This is a genomic window from Catenovulum adriaticum (genome assembly GCF_026725475.1).
GTDB classification, from domain to species: domain Bacteria; phylum Pseudomonadota; class Gammaproteobacteria; order Enterobacterales; family Alteromonadaceae; genus Catenovulum; species Catenovulum adriaticum.
In genome coordinates this window covers 2,599,382-2,616,506 of the sequence record NZ_CP109965.1, presented here as the reverse complement: position 1 = coordinate 2,616,506, position 17,125 = coordinate 2,599,382, and the positions used below count along the sequence as shown (strand labels likewise).

The window sequence follows — 17,125 nt, the reverse complement described above, 5'->3', positions numbered from 1 at the left end:
CTAATTGATGCAATTCGCATCAGTTGTTTGGGTGTGTTTTTTTTGTTTGAAAAACTCCATTGAGTAATACTTCTTGGTTTAATTTCTTGGCATAATCAAAGTAACCATTTAAATTTTACATAACCGCTTAAATATCTAAGTAAATGCTTAAAATACCATGCAGCTATATGAACAGTACTATGACTACTCAATACATTTTTTGTAAGTTTTAATAACCACTCACCAATCAATAGGCCTATTTTATTTATAATCCAAAGCGGGTTTTGCTTTGGCTAAGCATTTGTGATGCAAAGGTATGGCTGGGTTGGTATGGGTTGCTATATTCAAGATTGGATTTTTCAAGCGATGATACCCCGGTAATCCCCCCAACCTCATTTATTTATTGCAGATAGGTTATGCCAGCGAGTTTTATCTTTTCTACTTTTATTTCGACTTGGCGTTATTTAAGTTTTATTCCCATTTTCATCCCCATAGGCTTTAATACCTTGCTGATGGTTTGCAATGATGGATTTCCCGTATCGGTTTCAATTTGTTGTAAGCTACGGCGGCTAATTTTTATCAAACTTGCGTATTGGGTTTGAGTTAAGTTTGTAAGCTGCTTTCTAAATTGTGCAACCGCTTCACCTAAAGTGATTTGATTGTTATCGAGCTGTTGTAATATCTGGCTTCGTATTGCCTCGCGTTGGCTGGGTGTTAAATCGATTTGCTTGCTCATACACTGGCACTCCATTTTTCATGTTTAAGTTGCCAATGTTTAAAATGGTTTTTGGGATGCTTGATAATGCTTTCAGGGCATCCAGCTTGTACTAGTATTTCAGGCAAATTTTCAAACTTTTCCATCGCGTTCTTAAAAATGTAGGTTAACTGGGTTTTATCGCATTCAATTTGTTGCTGTGCGCAATATTCAGCTAGGTTTTCAATGATTGCCTGCCATTGATACTCACCACCTAATTCGAATGGATTACCCCAAGTTATAGTGCGCCTAATATCTTCAGGGTCGACTCTCATTGGCGCAAAATCATATATAGGTGAGAGTTCTATTTTATTTTTTATTTTTAATAAAGAGCTATTGCGTGCATGATTATCTGCATTGCCGAATATGACATTTAGTAAATCTCTTTCAAACCAGTGGCAGACAAATAAAGCGGGATCAAATTGTGTATCTGTATCTTCTATTGCTTGTTGAATATTACTAATTGTTTGCTTAATCACGTCAAAGTGATTTAACGGAACACCTGATGAGCCTTTAATAACAGATAGTATGCTTTCTAATCCATAACGAACTTCTTGATTATGAGCGTAGATAAAATCGAATCTTGGTAACCATAAAGAGGGAGTATTAACGCCTTCTTCCAGTTTCATCTGTTTAGTGTCTATAGTGTTATAACCAGCTTGAGTTAGAACTTGATAGTAACTATATTCTGCGCGCAATATATCTTTGTCGATATCGGTGCGTTGTCCACTCGGGAATTTAACTAAATACGCTTGATCGGCTGATTGTGTATTTTGGAAACAGTCAATCCATACTTGGTTACTTTCATTTTGTCTTAATAGCAGTTTAGGTGCTTCGCCGCCTGCGCCAGTCGCCCCGCCTGTTAACGCACCTCTTTCGTGTGCATAGCTTAAAAAATCAGAATCACGGTTTATTATGTCTTCTACAGGGAAGTACTGAATTGCAACATTAGAATCAAGCTTTTCAACCGCTGATTTAACTCTAAGGTTACCAACAGGTGAAATAGCCCCGTGTGTTAACAATGCAAACTCAATATCTTCTGCTTGCTTGATTTCATCTTGTTCTAGCCATTTTCTTCTAGCTGCGCCAGCTGGAATAATATCGTCGATAAATCCAAATATTTTATCTTCGCTGTAAATATCAAAAGTAACAGGATAATTTACACCACAGGCTTTTGAAGAAACATCGCCATAACAGTTAACTTGATGCTGCGGCGAGTATGAAAATTTATTCGTTGAATTAAGGATTTTTTGATTGCCTGTAAACTCGACTTGGCAAATGACTTGCCAAGTACCGTTTAGATACATTTCAATATTTACAGTTCTCATCATTAAACCTTGTTAGTCACTCATTGCGCATTATAGTATGCATTTAAATACTAATCCAACATAAAAGCTTTTTATAATACGCTTTTTGTTTGTTTTTAGCTATAAAGGTGTATTATATTGCGCTCTATTGAATAATCCATTTCCCATTAGTTTTGATAATTATTCACCAATCAATGTGCCCCATTTGATTTGCCACCCATAGCAGATTTTCATCTTGGCTTAGCATTTTTGACGCAAAGGTGTGGTGGGTTGGATATGGTTTTTTGTACGCTAGCGTTGCAATGAGCTAATTCAAGGGGGAGAGATTTATAGCTTACAATGAGCGAGACCTTAAAGGTATAAAAATAACCCAAAAAATACAAGTGACATTGAGAGCAAAGCAAAAGTTAGAATATGCCAAGCTTATGGTCGAAGAAGGTTGCAGCAACTGGTAGAGAGAAAAATGTTTGGTGCAGATTACTCAGCTATATCACGCTCAAAGCAATCATATTTTGTAGGTAGAGCGTCAAGGAAAAATACCGACAAATTCAAAAGTGTTAACACCAGTGCACACTTTGCTGCCATTTTATTTTTGGTTTTTCTTAAGCTGTTGATTTTAAAGGGAATATATTGGTGGGTCCGGGGGCGTCTGAATTTTTGCTTTAACCTTTTGATATTTAATATTAAACTTTGGTTTGGTTTTTCTGGATGTTACTGCTGATGTTACTAAAAAATAATGCCACCTATTTATGCTAATTTTATATAAATCAGTAGTTTTAGTTATTTAGTTCGATAATTATCTTAATTGTATGTCGATGTTCGGCATATTTTACAATTAGAGCAAAATCGCTTTGCTAATTCAATTTAAGTTAGTGGTATTATTCGCGACGCGCCAAAGTAGTCATTTATATTTGATATTGTCATATTTTTTACTGTGCACGTATAACTTCAATGCACACGTTTCTGAGTTTCTTTGTGCATATATAATGGTTGATGTTTACTTGTCAGTTACATACTCGTGTATTTATCAGGCTTGATTGAAATTTTAATACATGCCAGTTAAAGGTGTATCAAACAACTAGTTGCCGTTTAATGCTGCTTAACTTTGTTGGTATATGCTTTAATTAAAATTAGTTTCTTCAATCTTTTATCTCTATTGATCGTCATCACTGTTTTATAAAGGTCTACAAAATAATACTTATTAGGTAATTTTTTGTATACTTACTTTGCTATTATCTATGGAGAGGTCTACAATAAATAACCTTATTGGTTGTTTACTGTAGACCTAACATGACAAAAACTGACAAACTTCTCTCCGTTTTTGCTAGCTCAGTTAAAACAGGTGGCGGTATTCATACTGCGTCAGAGTTGGCATTTATGCTCGGGGAACCTTGCAATACAGCATTTTTAAAATTGTTGGCTGATGGTGTTAAAAAAGAAAAATTTAGAAGAGTTGCGAAAGGACTATATGAAAGCACACTTACACCACCAGAGCCTGAGAGCGCTATTTATAAAATAATCACTAAATTACGTAGCAATGTTCTTAATTATATTAGTTTGGAGAGTCAGTTAAGTCATACCGGTGATATTTCACAAGTGGTGATGGATAGATTGACTGTTATCACCAAGGGACGAAGTGGTACGTTTGCAACACCATATGGATTGATTGAATTTACTCATACTAAAAAAACCATTGAACAAATTGCCCCTAATTTATATTTTGATCCCGATATTAAAATGTATCGAGCAACAACAAAACAAGCGATAGAAGACCTTAAACATTGTAACCGCAATTTGCATATGCTGAACCTTTAATACAAGGAAGTGAGATGTTAAAACAACAAATACGCCAAATAATCCAAGCTAATCCAGAATATGCCGCGATTACTCCAGTAATAGAAAAAGAAATACTGCATCATGACATTATGAATGTACTTATTAAACAAGGTGCAATGCAGACCTTGAGCTTTATTGGCGGTACTTCATTAAGAATGTGTTACAACAGCGCCAGACTTTCCGAAGACCTTGACTTTAATGGTGGACATGATTTTAAACCGTCTGATTTTGATGGTTTAGAAATTGAAATCCAAAAGTACATTCAAAAAAAATATGAGACCGATGTTTGGGTTAACAAACCAGCTGAAGATAATCAAGGTAATACTGCATCGTGGAAAATAAGTATTGAAAAAGAAGCTAACCGGCCTGATTTACCTAGGCAAAAAATGCATATAGATGTTTGTGCTATCCCTTCTTTTGATATTGAAAAACGGCCATTGCTTAATCACTATAATATTGTGGTGCCAACAGAAGGCATACTTGTTCCAGTACAATCGCTACAAGAGATTCTAGCAGATAAATTAATCGCATTAGCCTATCGTTCAAGACGAATTAAACCCAGAGATATTTGGGATATTGTTTGGATTAAACAGCGCGGAATGAGTTTATCAAGAGAGCTAGTTGAAAAAAAACTAGCCGCCAGAAACAAACCATTGGATGATTTTCGTCAAGCATTAAGCACTCAACTAAATAAATTGATGCAAAATACGGAAGTAAAAGATGATTTTAATATGGAAATGAGCCGATTTATCCCTCAGAAAATTAAAGAAAGAACTTTAGATAACCCTGAGTATTGGGCTTATGTGCAAGCAGAGGTAAATGAGATAGCTTCCGCTCTTCTGCGTGATAACGCATCAAGAAATAAGTTTGATATGGGGTTTTAGCTAAATCAAAATGCTATTATCAAAACCTTACAACATAGCTTGCCCCAATTGCCAGGCGAAACATACATACTGTCGAATAATGAGTATTAATGATATTTGGAGTGAACATTTTTCTGATGGTTACATTTCATTTTTTGATGTTGGTACGACCAAAGTTTGCACGCATTGCCATTTCCTTATACATAAGTGCAATGAATTTGAAAGCTTGGGAGCTGTAGAAAATCAATATGATAATTTTAATTCAGTAGTTGAGCATCCAAGATTAGCTTGGCCAAAGCTGCAAGATTGGATGATTGCGTATCGAGCAGAAAGTTCGGATATGCAATTTAAATCTTTTTATGGCGAACAAGCGATGTGGATGTACAACCAATTGAAATATAAAGCTAATCAACTTACTGATAGTGAATTAGTCGAGTTAGATTTTTACAGTGTTGAATTTAATAGCATTGAAAATTATTTCACTGAAAAAGCAAACTATGTTAAATCGGGCGACGACTACCAAATACTGCAAAAGCAAATACACGGTGTAGAAAAAAAGCAACTCCCGCACTTACTGTGTACGACTAATATGATGCTTCATGGTATTGAGGTACCGGTACAAGTTAAGCACGGCAATACCCTAAATAAACCGCTTTCAAGCTGGGATGACCAAGTAGATGTCATCATCACCAACCCACCATTTGGTGGCACCGAAGAAGACGGCATAGAAAAAAACTTCCCAAGCGACATGCAAACTCGCGAAACAGCCGATTTGTTCTTACAGCTCATTATAGAAGTGCTCAACACGAAAGGTCGCGCCGCAGTTGTATTGCCCGACGGCACTTTATTTGGTGAAGGCGTAAAAACCAAAATTAAAAAGCTATTGGTAGAGGAATGTAACTTACATACTATAGTACGCTTACCCAATGGTGTGTTTAACCCGTATACCGGCATTAAAACCAATATTCTGTTTTTTACTAAAGGCACGCCAACAAAAGACGTGTGGTTTTACGAGCACCCCTACCCAGCAGGCGTTAAAAACTACAACAAAACCAAACCTATGAAGTTTGAAGAATTTAAAACGGAGCTTGAATGGTGGGGCAATGAGGCAGACGGTTTTGCCAGCCGTACAGAGACCGAGCAAGCGTGGAAGGTATCAATCGATGATATTATTGCCCGTAATTACAACCTAGACATTAAAAACCCCCATGTAGGGGAGGTAATCAGCCACGACCCGCAAGAGTTATTAGCCGACTACACCAAGCAGCAAGCCGATATACAAGCACTACGTGACCAGCTTAAAGGCATATTGTCAGAAGCCCTTTCAAAAGCTACTGAGGGCAAGTAATGACTGGTACTAAAACATCAAACACAAACGCTGATCAGTTAATCACCGAGCACCTTGATATTTGGACGATAGCCATCGAGCAAAAATCGTCATCAGGTCGCGGCTCATCTAAAAAGTTTTCACTTCACGGTATTAAAAAACTGCGTGAACTTATTTTAGAGCTCGCAGTGCGTGGCAAGTTAGTGCCACAAGATCCAAATGATGAACCCGCCTCAGTATTATTAGAGCGTATAGGTGCTGAAAAAGCGCAGTTGATTAAAGATAAAAAAATCAAAAAGCCTAAAGTACTGCCAGAGATTAGTGAGGATGAAAAGCCGTTTGAAATATCTGAAGGTTGGGAGTGGGTCAGATTAGGTGAATTAGGCAATACACAAACAGGAGGGACCCCCAGTAAGAATAAACCTGAGCTTTTTGGAAGTGACGTTCCATTTATAAAGCCAGGTGATATTTTGGAAGGAAAGGTTTGTTACAAAAATGAAGGGCTTTCACTTCTTGGGGCAAAATCTTTAGGGCGTATTGCCCCTGCGAATTCATTATTAATGGTTTGTATAGGTACCATAGGAAAATGCTCGTACATCGATCGTGATTGTGCTTTTAACCAGCAAATTAATTCTATAACCCCTTATGTAAATATTATTAAATATTTACATAAAGTTACATCAACAGCATATTTTCAAAATTTAGCCTGGGAGCTTTCTTCAAGTACAACTATAGCTATCATAAACAAAGGAAGGTGGGAGTCTATTCCAGTTGCTTTAGCCCCGATAGCAGAGCAGGAGCGAATCGTCGCTAAAGTCGACGAACTGATGGCATTGTGTGATCAGTTAGAACAACAAACCGAACAAAGCTTAACTGCACACCAAACCTTGGTTGAAGAATTACTAAAAGCCTTAACCGACAGTAAAGATGCTGGTGATTTGACCGCCATGGATGGTGGAAATGAAGGAATTGCAGGAGCAAATTCCTTCCAAGCCAGCTGGCAGCGTATTGCTGAGCACTTCGACATTCTGTTCACCACCGAACAGAGCATCGAACAACTAAAACAAACCATCTTACAACTCGCCGTAATGGGCAAACTCGTCCCACAAAACCCAAGCGACGAACCCGCAAGCGTACTACTCGAAAAAATCGCCAAAGAAAAAGCCCAACTGATCAAAGATAAAAAAATTAAAAAGCAAAAGCCACTACCCGCAATAACAGATGAAGAAAAACCGTTTGAACTGCCGAGTGGGTGGGATTGGAGCAGACTGCAAGATATTACTTTATTAATTACCGACGGTAAGCATGGTGACTGCAACAACCTTGATAACTCAGGTTTTTATTTTTTGTCCGCCAAGGATATACAAAATGGTAAATTAGTATATGAGCATGGTCGTCAAATAGTGCCATCTGAGTTTGCTGAAGTACACCAAAGAACGAACCTTGAATGCGGGGATATTTGTATGGTTAACACTGGAGCTACAGTTGGCAAAATGGCTTTAGTTGAAGACAATCAATTTACTAGACAAACAACATTTCAAAAAAGTGTTGCTGTAATCAAAGTTGCAAAGACCTATGTTCATAATGAGTTTATAGCTTTGTTCCTACAATCTGAAACACCTAACTTGCTTAAAAAATCCGGTGGTAGTGCTATTAATAACCTGCTGCTAGGAGATTTAAAAAAGAAGGTTACACAATTACCACCACTACCCGAACAACACCGCATTGTCGCTAAAGTCGATGAGCTGATGGCCTTGTGTGACCAACTCAAAGCCCGTTTAACCGACGCACAAACCACTAAACTTCACTTAACCGACGCCATAGTCGAACAGGCATTGTAAGTAGGAGACATTATGAGCCAAACATATAACGTTTATTGTGATGAGTCTTGCCACTTAGAAAATGACAAACAAAAAGCGATGGTGCTGGGCGCAGTATGGTGTGCTACAGATAAGCGACGAGAGGTTGCTGAGCGCATTCGTGAGATTAAACAAAAACACGGCTTATCAAAACAATTTGAGATTAAGTGGACTAAGGTTAGCCCCAGTAAACTGGCGTTTTATTTAGATGTGATAGACTATTTTTTTGATGACGATGATCTACATTTTAGAGGCGTAGTTGCGCCAGATAAAAATATTTTAGAACATGGTAAGTTTGGTCAAAGCCATGATGATTGGTATTACAAAATGTACTTTGTAATGTTAAAAGCGATTTTTAAACCACAATCAAAATACCGTGTTTATATTGATATTAAGGACACACTTGGCGCAGAAAAAATAAGTACGTTACATGATGTACTTTGTAATAACGCTTACGATTATTCACGGAAAATGGTCGAGCGCATTCAACAAGTTCATTCAGACGAAGCAGAGCAATTACAGCTGGCAGATTTATTAATTGGCGCTTTGTCATACCTCCACCGAGGCTTAAGCGAAAGCACCGCCAAAAATGCCATTATTGAGCGTATTCGAAAACGTAGCGGATATGCGCTGTTAAAAAATACCTTACAAATGGAAACCAAGTTTAATTTGTTAATTTGGGAGCCAAGAGCATGACAGCTAATATACTCCCAGAGTGGTTGCCAGATCTCATTTTATTAGAAGATTTTAACGGTGACTGGAATGCCTTTTTTGATTTTATATATGATTGCTTTGAAAAAGACTTTGTTTTGACTAAACCTGTTTATAGAGGTAAGCGATTAGGGCTAAAAAGGCACCCTGAGTATGATGGCAAGTCAGCAACGTTTTGGCATATGATGAGCGAAGGCAGTAATGAAGCAGAAAGAACACCAGATATGCGCCGCTGTGAGCGGATCTGCTGGCCAAAGCCAATTATTGACAATAGTACTGACCCTTCTCTCAAAGTATGGTCAGAAAAGCGCGGTAGTAGCCAACGAATCCATATTTGGTTTGAAGCTGAGGGCTATTTAGTTGTACTCGATGACAGAAAAGATTTTATTTTACCCTGGACTGCTTTTTATATTGAATATGAGCACCAACGTAAAAAGTACAACAAGCGTTGGGAAAGGAATAAATGCTGAATAGGGGGAGGGGAAAGCTAGTCTCGCCTTCCGAAGAAGGCGGAACCGTAACTCCTTCTACACTTATACGTAAACGCTGGTAGATGAGATAATGTGATCATACGGTCGAATTACCGATTTATCAAGTTTTTCTTTATTTATAAATGAATGTAAAAGGCTAAAAAAGAACAATTATGGGTAATAATAAAAGCAAATATGCGTCATGGTTAAGCGAATACACATTTGAAAATTGTAAATTGAACCGTGGAGAGTATGGCAAGTTTTTAGCAGATTATATTACCGGTGAGCATGACGGTTTTGTACTGAATTTAAATGGCGCTTGGGGAACAGGTAAAACTGAGTTTTTACGTCGTTTGTACACTGAGCTTGTTAATCGAAAGCACCCAACCATATATATCGATGCTTGGGAAAGTGACTTTTCGCAAGTACCACTAACTGTTGTGGCGAGTGAATTATTGACTCAAGTGAAAAGTTTTCTCGAGGTCAGTGGGGGGGATTTAGACATGCTTAAACATTACTTGGGCAAGGCTATAAAAGCGGCAGTAGTCGGCGGTGCTGGTTATATCACTAAAGAGTTAATGGACGATGCTGGCACAGGCAGGGAAGTCGCGAAAATTTTGTTTGAAAGTGAGCCAGAAGGCTTTCTTAACCAAGTAAAATCAGGACATGAAGAGCAAGTTACAGCGATAATTGAAATTAGAAAGTCACTTTCCAGATTGGCTAAATCTTTGTCCGAAGGCTCTCATGACAACTGTATCCCTGTTATGGTGCTGGTGGATGAACTTGATCGCTGCCGCCCCAGCTATGCGATAGAAATGCTTGAAGTGATTAAGCATTTCTTCACAACGCCAAATTTTGTTTTTGTGGTAGCAACGGATACCAAACAATTACAAACATCCATTAGAGCCGTGTATGGTAATGACTTTGATTCTGCCACTTATTTAAAACGCTTTTTTAATCGCACCGCGGAATTGTCAGAACCGGATATACTAAATTATTTGAATACTAAGCATATCGAAATCGATTTGAGTAATACGGCAGTCAAACTCTACCCAGGGCTCAACTATCACTTTAAGAAAGAAGACTTAGTGAAATTTTTAACTTGGTGTTTTGAGGCTTATGGTTTGAGTGTACGTGATACTGACCAGATAATCGCAAAACTCAATGCGTGCTTGCGATATATTTATAAACCCTCAAAAGACAAAAATTCACTTGTGAATGCTTTCGCTTTGGTGTTAGCGATTATTGAACATGACCTAGCCATCCCTCAGTTTTATAGCCGAACTAATGATAAAGCTGAAACTTACAGTACCGAGCTGACAAATATTTATGAGCAATCAATGAAATTGAAAAACCCCATTGTTGAGAATAGATATGAAAACGTACATCTCTTTAAAATTATTCAGTTCATCCATGAAGTATCTGTTTATCATACTAGAGATTTACGTAATGAGTTGGATGATATTTGTGAAGAATTAGGATATTGCCGGTTTAAAGTTGAAAGCAATCCAGCAACCGTGCTCACTGAAATACAACGTTCAGTTCAAAAAATTTTTGATGGGGTTAATAATCAGCCGAATAACTACAAAATTTGGCTTTGGGACGACTATAGAAAGTTAGTGCTATTGGCGGGGCATATCGATTAGTCATGGATATTGAAATTAAAGCTGCTATTGACGGAATAGACTGGTGCTATAGTAAAGAACTAATTCAAACTGAAACCCTGAAAGCCAAGTACAAAAAAGGCACTCGAGTTTATATCGTAGAAAATCAAACCGATGGTTTGTTAAAAAACATCAAAACTAATTCTGGACGGGTTTTAATTGGCTTTTTACCGGATGAAGCTATTGATTGGGTCACATGTCAAGAAGCAACAGGTGAAACTGTTTATGGTGTTATTCATAAAGTTGAAGGTGTTTTTCCTTACCTAAAGGTTGAAGTTAAACTCTCTATAAACCCCATTGAGATACCAAAGGCACAACAATCGTCCCGTTCAGCTAAAACTCCTATTAGGCAAACCAAAACTTTAACACCAGTTTTAAAACCTGCCAATAATAAAGCAAAACACCCTATCACCAATAAAGCTTTTGCAACTAAGTCGCTCGATAAATTTATCAAAGATAATCGCGGGGTATGCGGAATTTATTGTATTTACTCAAAGGAGTTTGCAACTTACATAGGTCAATCAGTTGATGTTGGAGGGCGGGTTAGAAAGCATTTTTACGAGCTAAAAAGCAATAAGCATCATAATACTCAAATGCAAAAGGACTGGAACGACAGGGCTGAACGTTTTTTTACATACCATTTAATTAAAAGTTGTGATGTCGAAGAATTAGACGAACTGGAAGCTTTGTACATCGAAAAATATCAAACTTATCGCTATGGTTACAATAGCACGCCGGATGGTCAAAAAAGCAGATATTATGTCAATGAAGTTACGCCTTACGAAGTAAGCTATTCACAGAGCTTGAATGATAATATTATCTGCAATATTGATGAAACTATAAGTAAAGATAGCGTGATAGAAGATCAGTCAGAGACACATAACCGATATGGTTCAAGCGAGAAAAGTTCAACATATTCAGATACAAGTGTTAAACAGAAAAAGTTACCTGAGCAAGATGGTTATCGTTATAAACAACACACCGGCGGTATAGCTGAAAAGTTTGCTCATACCCCAAAAGAAAATGACTCTGGCGCCAGAGCAAACAGCGATAAGCCAGCTGACAATCAAAAGTCACATTTTAATACTTCTGCTTATAGGGAAGATAAAGAAGTCACTAGCGATCAAGATTTTTCATATACAGCTGACCGGTTTGAACGAGCGGATTATGAAAAAATATTGAATTCATTAACCGCAAAATTTGAAAATGAAGCCAATAATCTCAGGTTGATGGATGGTTGGCTCATGGTGACTTTTAAAAATTCCAGAAGGTTTTCTGGCCGAAATGCGAAATCAATTAAACCGTTTAAGATAATTCGGTTATCGTTACTAGCTGAAATTAAACGCTTTGACAAAAAGCTGGACATTTCGAGTTTAACAGAGCTACTGAAAAAGATTGATGATTATATCCACCACTATACTTAAATATTGATTTCTAGTAACAGCTAGCAGGCTTTTGGATTATGTGATTGTATGGTAATAATTAAAGCTGTCCGACTATCGGATTCTGGTCGGCATTTTATCACTCTATAGCTGACCGATTATCGGTGTGTGGCTTTACTAAATTGATTGAAATTTATTCGCCAGCGTCCGTTCATCGGTGTAGCCAGCGTCCGACAAGCGGTTCAAGCAACATTTTTATATTCAGCTAAGAAGTTGATATGAGGTTTGATTGTAGGCATTACATCAAGCTTGCCTCCGCACTCATCAATGGGTTGCCAAGCAATGGCGTATAAATTAGGTAGGTTCTGGCCGGTCCGGTAATGTTTGCCACCTTGTTTGGTACGAACGATGAGCTCTTGCTCTTCAAGCATTTTGATCGAACGGGTGATGGTATCTTGGCTATTAAACCCTTTTTTACGCAATATAGATAAAGTGGCGCAAAGATCCCCATTGTTGTAACCACGGTACTGCGCAGCAAGATAATTTAGCAATACCTTTGCGCAAGGCGTTAATTTTAAATACCGATAGTTTTCTAAAACAGCGTTTGGCAGTACTGCTACACCACCATTTATTAGTGAATAATAGTTAACCTGATGTGGTTTTTTATTTTTCTTGCTCATAATGATATGCTACTTTTTGAATACTGGTGGGTTAGGTCGGCAAACTTGTTCCACCAGCATGATTTAATCAGGCCGCTTTGAACTAAATTTAAAGCGGCTTTCTATTTTCTGGGCAGCGTTTTTTGTTTATATATCATCTTGAAATATTTCCCGTTTCTTCAAATAAATTTCAATTTGTTTTTGATATTCGAGTTGTAATTGTTTTCCTCTTCTTTTGGCTAGCTGTATCAATAGTTTAATCCCCTCAATTCTTGCATCTCCAATTAATTTATATCGAGTGAATATTACTAAAACTTGATTGCCTCTCATGTGGTGGTGTTTATCTCGAATAAAATTTAATCCGTACCTGTTATGTAAAGTGCTAATCGTGCTGTGTAAGCAAGTTTCACCATAAGTGTTAAATGCTTCTAGCTCAAATAATCCTGCGTTACCACGCTTGATCAATTCGAATAAACAATTTTCAAGTTTTGTTGGATGTTTAGTATTTGTATTTGATTCTAATTGAATTAGTTGACCAAGAGAAAGGATATGTTCGTCAGTCATTGTTTTACCCCTTAATGTGAGCGGCTTGAATGAAGCTCAGTAACTATATTTTTGAGTTCTTCATTACTTTTACCAGCAACGATGGCGTTGAAAATAGTATTTAAATCGCTCTCTAGCCAAGCAACGGCTCGATCACCAAGTGAGCAAGGTTTTGGAAATAGACCGGAATTAATACGGTTATACATAGTGGATTTAGAAATGTTAAACCGCTCTAAAATTTCAGGTTGTTTTATAAAACGGTTTGGTGTTTGAATGGACATAATAGCCTCCAAATATCGGTTAATGGACTCGCTATTATTATCTACACAACTTTTTAAAATGAGCAAATGCTCTTTAAAACAATGGATTAGGCAAGTTTCAGCAAGTTCCAGCAAATTCCGGCAAAAAAAATAAATGTAGAATAAGTTATAATTAAATATTATATTAAACAGTGGGATTTTAGATAGTTGATTGAAATAAGTTACGGCTATTGAATAATTATGTCGCCACATTAACGGAGTATTAATTTAATGGACAATGCGATTTTTATTATTCATTAACGACTTTTAATCCTTCTAAGCTGTTTTCAGGTAATCCTTTTTCGGATTGTTCAATAAATTTAGACCACCACTTCATAACAGGTCGTCGGCGATCTAAATAATCTGTTCTATTGTAAGCCCGTCGAACTTCATTTTTGTCAACGTGAGCTAAACAGGCTTCAATGACATCTGGATCAAATCCTTGTTCATTTAGCGCTGTACTAGCGATAGAACGCAAGCCATGTGCAACTAGTAAACCTTTAAAACCCATTCGTTTAATGGCCGCATTCGCTGTTTGCTCGTTGGCATGTTTTTTGGGATCTCGATCGGCAGGAAATAAAAACTCTCTATGTCTGCTAATGGGTTTTAAAAATTCTAGGATTTCTATAGCTTGTTCAGTTAGCGGAACTATATGAGCACGATTTTTTTTCATTGTTTCTGAAGGGATATGCCATAGCTTATTTTCAAAATCAATTTCTGACCATCTTGCTTTAACTGCTTCACCTGGACGGACCATTGTATGTAGTTGCCATTCAATCAGGCAGCGGGTGACCTGCTTAATACTGGCTCTATTAAGCGTTTTCAAAAAGTTTGGTAAATCGTCCGGTGTAATAGAAGCCATATTTTTAGTTTTAGGTTTTAGAAATGCGGCCTTAATTCCAGCTGTTGGATTATGGTTTAAAATCCCTGTATTTACCGCGTAAGTCATAATTTCATTGATACGCTGGCACAATCTTTTAACGGTTTCCAGATTACCTTTGGCTTCGATTGGCTTCAAGGTTTCTATCATTTTTTGCGCGGTAATAAAATCTATAGGTTCTTTACCTAAGCTAGGCAGCAAATGTAGTTTTAGTGATCTCCATATATCGTCCGAATAATCCTTGGTGATGGTCGTCTTTTTTACTTCAAACCATTTGATTGCCACTAACTCAAAAGTGCTTTGTAGTTTCTGTTGTTTTTCGTTATTTTGAGTTTCTCTAGCACGTTTAGGATCTATTTTTTGTTGAATCAGCTTTCTAGCTTGCGCTCGTAGTTCTCTTGCTTCTGATAAGGAAAGCTCTGGATATGAACCTAAGCTAATTGAGGTGCGTTTTTTTGTTTCTGGATTAATATAATCGAGCAACCAAGTTTTAGTACCGTTAGGTCGGATGCGCAATTGAAGACCATCGCCATCGGCAAGTTTAATAACTTTTTCTTGTGGCTTCGCTTGTTTAATTTGAGTGTTTGTTAGGGGTTTTACTTTCGCCATAATGTAGTACCAATTCATGTAGTCCCAATGGGTACTACAAACTGTACTACATAAAATACTGGATGTCAGTAATCCTCAAAAAGCTTTAAAAGGCTGACTAAGTGCTGTTTATATTGATTTTTAAGGTTTTTTTTGTCTTTATTGGATGTTGTGAGAAGTGTAGGTGGTGGGCCGGGGGAATTAAAACGGGCTTTATATGCAATTGTTTTAATTGTGTTATTTAAGGGTATAATGTTATTAGTGTACCTTTTGGTGTGCCTACGGGGTTTTTTATTCTAAAAACCTACAATGGGGAACTGAACTCCCGTCCGGATTTTTAATTCCACATTTCAGATGCGGTATTAAGTGCCTGCTTTTTTTGCATTGTGAAAACAAACTTTAGTTGTTAGTTATGGTGTGCTGTTTTACCTATACCCAAATCGGTACACTAAGCACGAGTACAAAAACCTACATTATCCGTATTCATTTAACTTGATTTTTATTTATCGGTACATTAAGATGACAACATCTTAGACTTAAATCGGTACACTTTGGGGCACATAATGGCAAAGGTTGGTTATATTCGGGTTTCGACAGTTGAGCAAAACACAGACCGTCAATTAGCAGGTTTAACACTGGATAAAATATTTGAAGATAAATGCAGCGGTAAAGACACAAACCGCCCAGCATTAAAGCAATTACTTGATTACGTGCGTTCAGGTGATGAAATACACGTACACGATATAAGCCGCCTAGCTCGTAACCTTGAAGATTTATTGAATATTGTTAAATCAGTTAATGATAAAGGTATAGCTATTCATTTTCATAAAGAGAATCTGGCATTTACTGGGGAATCAAACCCTATGCAAGATTTGATGCTTAGTCTATTGGGCAGTGTGTACCAGTTCGAGCGATCAATGTTAAAAGAACGTCAACTAGAGGGCATAGCGCAAGCTAAATCTAAAGGTAAATATAAAGGCCGACCAAACAATAAAGAATTACATGATAAGATTATTGAACTTAAAGCGGGTGGTTTATCACTTCGTAAAATAGCGGATCAATGCGGCTGTGCATTATCAACCGTTCAACGTGTAGTTAATACATAAAGGGGCAGAATATGAGCTTTGTTTATACTGAAAGACTTTTAGACGCTTGGGGCAGTTGGAGCAAAACAAAAAATAACCTCGGTTATTCATCTGTTATGGGGGCTATTGCCGATATGGCGCAACCGGCCACCCGAAAAATAAAACGTACCTTTTATATAACCGATGACCTGGGGTTAGCGGTTGATCGGGCGGTAACAGTACTTGAACAAAGAAACGAGCAATTAGCCCAAACAATAAAGCTTTATTATCTGGCTGGCTTATCTTTTGAATCACTAAGCAAACAAATAAACGTTGGCCGTGAAAAGGCCAGTAAGATGCTGAAAGAGGCGGTAAGCTGGCTTGATGCCTTTTTATTATGCCTTGGCATTGCCAAGTAGCCCACTAGACAAGTGATGGCAATACCACATTTCAAATGCGGTATTGCCAAACTCAAATAGCCCACCAGCTAAAGGATCGCGTTTGAAGCGCTGCCCTTTCTGTCTATATTCACACAAATCTATACCCATCCACGATAACCATCAATTTGTTAGACGGTTGGCACAAATCTTTGCTAATCCAAGGTGAGCACCGTTTTCTAAAACGGTTTACACAAACCTTTACCAATCCACGATAACCATCAATTTGTTAGATGGTTGTCACAAATCGGTGCTGTTCTTCAAACCGTGCCCTTTCCTCTGAATGTTTATGCAAATCTTTGCTTAACTACCTTGGTGCTAAATTTGTTTAGCGGGTGGCTTAAATTGTAGGGTGTGTGGACTGTGTTTTATATCAAAACTCGTAAAAAAGTGGTGATTTTGACACATGGTAATTTTTAATAAATGACCAATATTTAATCAAAAAAGCCCGTTTTGTCCCCAGTATTGGCTTTTGTCCCCAGTCGCTTGGGTCTGTGTCCCAG

At 37.5% G+C, this 17,125-nt stretch carries 17 protein-coding genes; 10 read left to right on the top strand and 7 right to left on the bottom strand.

Annotation, left to right across the window (positions count from 1 at the left end):
• Positions 1–439: 439 nt before the first annotated feature.
• Both OLW01_RS11445 and OLW01_RS11440 read right to left on the bottom strand, forming a co-directional pair.
• Positions 440–715 (bottom strand): helix-turn-helix domain-containing protein, encoded by a 276-nt coding sequence (locus OLW01_RS11445; RefSeq protein WP_268074047.1) that lies wholly within the window; start codon positions 713–715, stop codon positions 440–442.
• The gene (locus OLW01_RS11440) at positions 712–2,064 is read right to left on the bottom strand and encodes a type II toxin-antitoxin system HipA family toxin (RefSeq protein ID WP_268074046.1); all 1,353 of its coding nucleotides are present in this window, start codon (positions 2,062–2,064) and stop codon (positions 712–714) included. Before OLW01_RS11440 ends, OLW01_RS11445 begins: the two co-directional genes overlap by 4 nt.
• Before the next feature lie 1,266 nt (positions 2,065–3,330).
• Here OLW01_RS11440 and abiEi point away from each other — a divergent pair.
• From abiEi to OLW01_RS11400, 8 genes are all read left to right on the top strand, one after another.
• Complete coding sequence (gene abiEi / locus OLW01_RS11435; RefSeq protein WP_268074045.1) at positions 3,331–3,855, top strand: type IV toxin-antitoxin system AbiEi family antitoxin; 525 nt, start codon at positions 3,331–3,333, stop codon at positions 3,853–3,855.
• Positions 3,856–3,869: 14 nt separating this feature from the next.
• Positions 3,870–4,760, top strand: a complete 891-nt coding sequence (locus tag OLW01_RS11430) for a nucleotidyl transferase AbiEii/AbiGii toxin family protein (protein WP_268074044.1) — start codon at positions 3,870–3,872, stop codon at positions 4,758–4,760.
• Between the two features lie 79 nt (positions 4,761–4,839).
• Positions 4,840–6,087, top strand: coding sequence for an N-6 DNA methylase (locus OLW01_RS11425; protein WP_268074043.1), 1,248 nt, complete (start codon positions 4,840–4,842; stop codon positions 6,085–6,087).
• Positions 6,087–7,907, top strand: coding sequence for a restriction endonuclease subunit S (locus OLW01_RS11420; RefSeq protein WP_268074042.1), 1,821 nt, complete (start codon positions 6,087–6,089; stop codon positions 7,905–7,907). The genes OLW01_RS11425 and OLW01_RS11420 overlap by 1 nt, the downstream gene beginning before the upstream one ends.
• Positions 7,908–7,919: 12 nt before the next feature.
• Complete coding sequence (locus OLW01_RS11415; RefSeq protein WP_268074041.1) at positions 7,920–8,621, top strand: DUF3800 domain-containing protein; 702 nt, start codon at positions 7,920–7,922, stop codon at positions 8,619–8,621.
• Entirely contained in the window at positions 8,618–9,106 is a 489-nt protein-coding gene (locus OLW01_RS11410) for a hypothetical protein (protein WP_268074040.1), read from the top strand. The genes OLW01_RS11415 and OLW01_RS11410 overlap by 4 nt, the downstream gene beginning before the upstream one ends.
• 173 nt (positions 9,107–9,279) lie before the next feature.
• Positions 9,280–10,752 (top strand): KAP family P-loop NTPase fold protein, encoded by a 1,473-nt coding sequence (locus OLW01_RS11405; protein WP_268074039.1) that lies wholly within the window; start codon positions 9,280–9,282, stop codon positions 10,750–10,752.
• A 2-nt stretch (positions 10,753–10,754) separates the two neighbouring features.
• Entirely contained in the window at positions 10,755–12,194 is a 1,440-nt protein-coding gene (locus OLW01_RS11400; protein ID WP_268074038.1) for a GIY-YIG nuclease family protein, read from the top strand.
• Positions 12,195–12,394: 200 nt separating this feature from the next.
• On the opposite strand, the gene OLW01_RS11395 is transcribed toward OLW01_RS11400, so the two are convergent.
• The 4 genes from OLW01_RS11395 to OLW01_RS11380 all read right to left on the bottom strand — a co-directional run bounded on the left by OLW01_RS11395 (position 12,395) and on the right by OLW01_RS11380 (position 15,142).
• Positions 12,395–12,832, bottom strand: a complete 438-nt coding sequence (locus tag OLW01_RS11395) for a helix-turn-helix domain-containing protein (protein ID WP_268074037.1) — start codon at positions 12,830–12,832, stop codon at positions 12,395–12,397.
• A 126-nt stretch (positions 12,833–12,958) separates the two neighbouring features.
• Positions 12,959–13,375 (bottom strand): hypothetical protein, encoded by a 417-nt coding sequence (locus OLW01_RS11390; RefSeq protein ID WP_268074036.1) that lies wholly within the window; start codon positions 13,373–13,375, stop codon positions 12,959–12,961.
• 11 nt (positions 13,376–13,386) lie between these two features.
• Positions 13,387–13,635 (bottom strand): helix-turn-helix transcriptional regulator, encoded by a 249-nt coding sequence (locus OLW01_RS11385; RefSeq protein ID WP_268074035.1) that lies wholly within the window; start codon positions 13,633–13,635, stop codon positions 13,387–13,389.
• A 268-nt stretch (positions 13,636–13,903) separates the two neighbouring features.
• On the bottom strand, positions 13,904–15,142 hold the full coding sequence (locus tag OLW01_RS11380) for an integrase domain-containing protein (RefSeq protein ID WP_268076218.1): 1,239 nt from the start codon (positions 15,140–15,142) through the stop codon (positions 13,904–13,906).
• 542 nt (positions 15,143–15,684) lie between these two features.
• Between OLW01_RS11380 and OLW01_RS11375 the strand changes: the two genes are divergently transcribed.
• Positions 15,685–16,227 (top strand): recombinase family protein, encoded by a 543-nt coding sequence (locus tag OLW01_RS11375; protein ID WP_268074034.1) that lies wholly within the window; start codon positions 15,685–15,687, stop codon positions 16,225–16,227.
• A gap of 11 nt (positions 16,228–16,238) precedes the next feature.
• Positions 16,239–16,604, top strand: coding sequence for an antiterminator Q family protein (locus OLW01_RS11370; RefSeq protein ID WP_268074033.1), 366 nt, complete (start codon positions 16,239–16,241; stop codon positions 16,602–16,604).
• On the opposite strand, the gene OLW01_RS11365 is transcribed toward OLW01_RS11370, so the two are convergent.
• Positions 16,581–16,733 carry a hypothetical protein gene (locus OLW01_RS11365; protein WP_268074032.1) on the bottom strand — a complete coding sequence of 51 codons (153 nt, stop codon included), beginning with the start codon at positions 16,731–16,733 and terminating at the stop codon, positions 16,581–16,583. The genes OLW01_RS11370 and OLW01_RS11365 overlap by 24 nt on opposite strands.
• Positions 16,734–17,125: the final 392 nt, after the last annotated feature.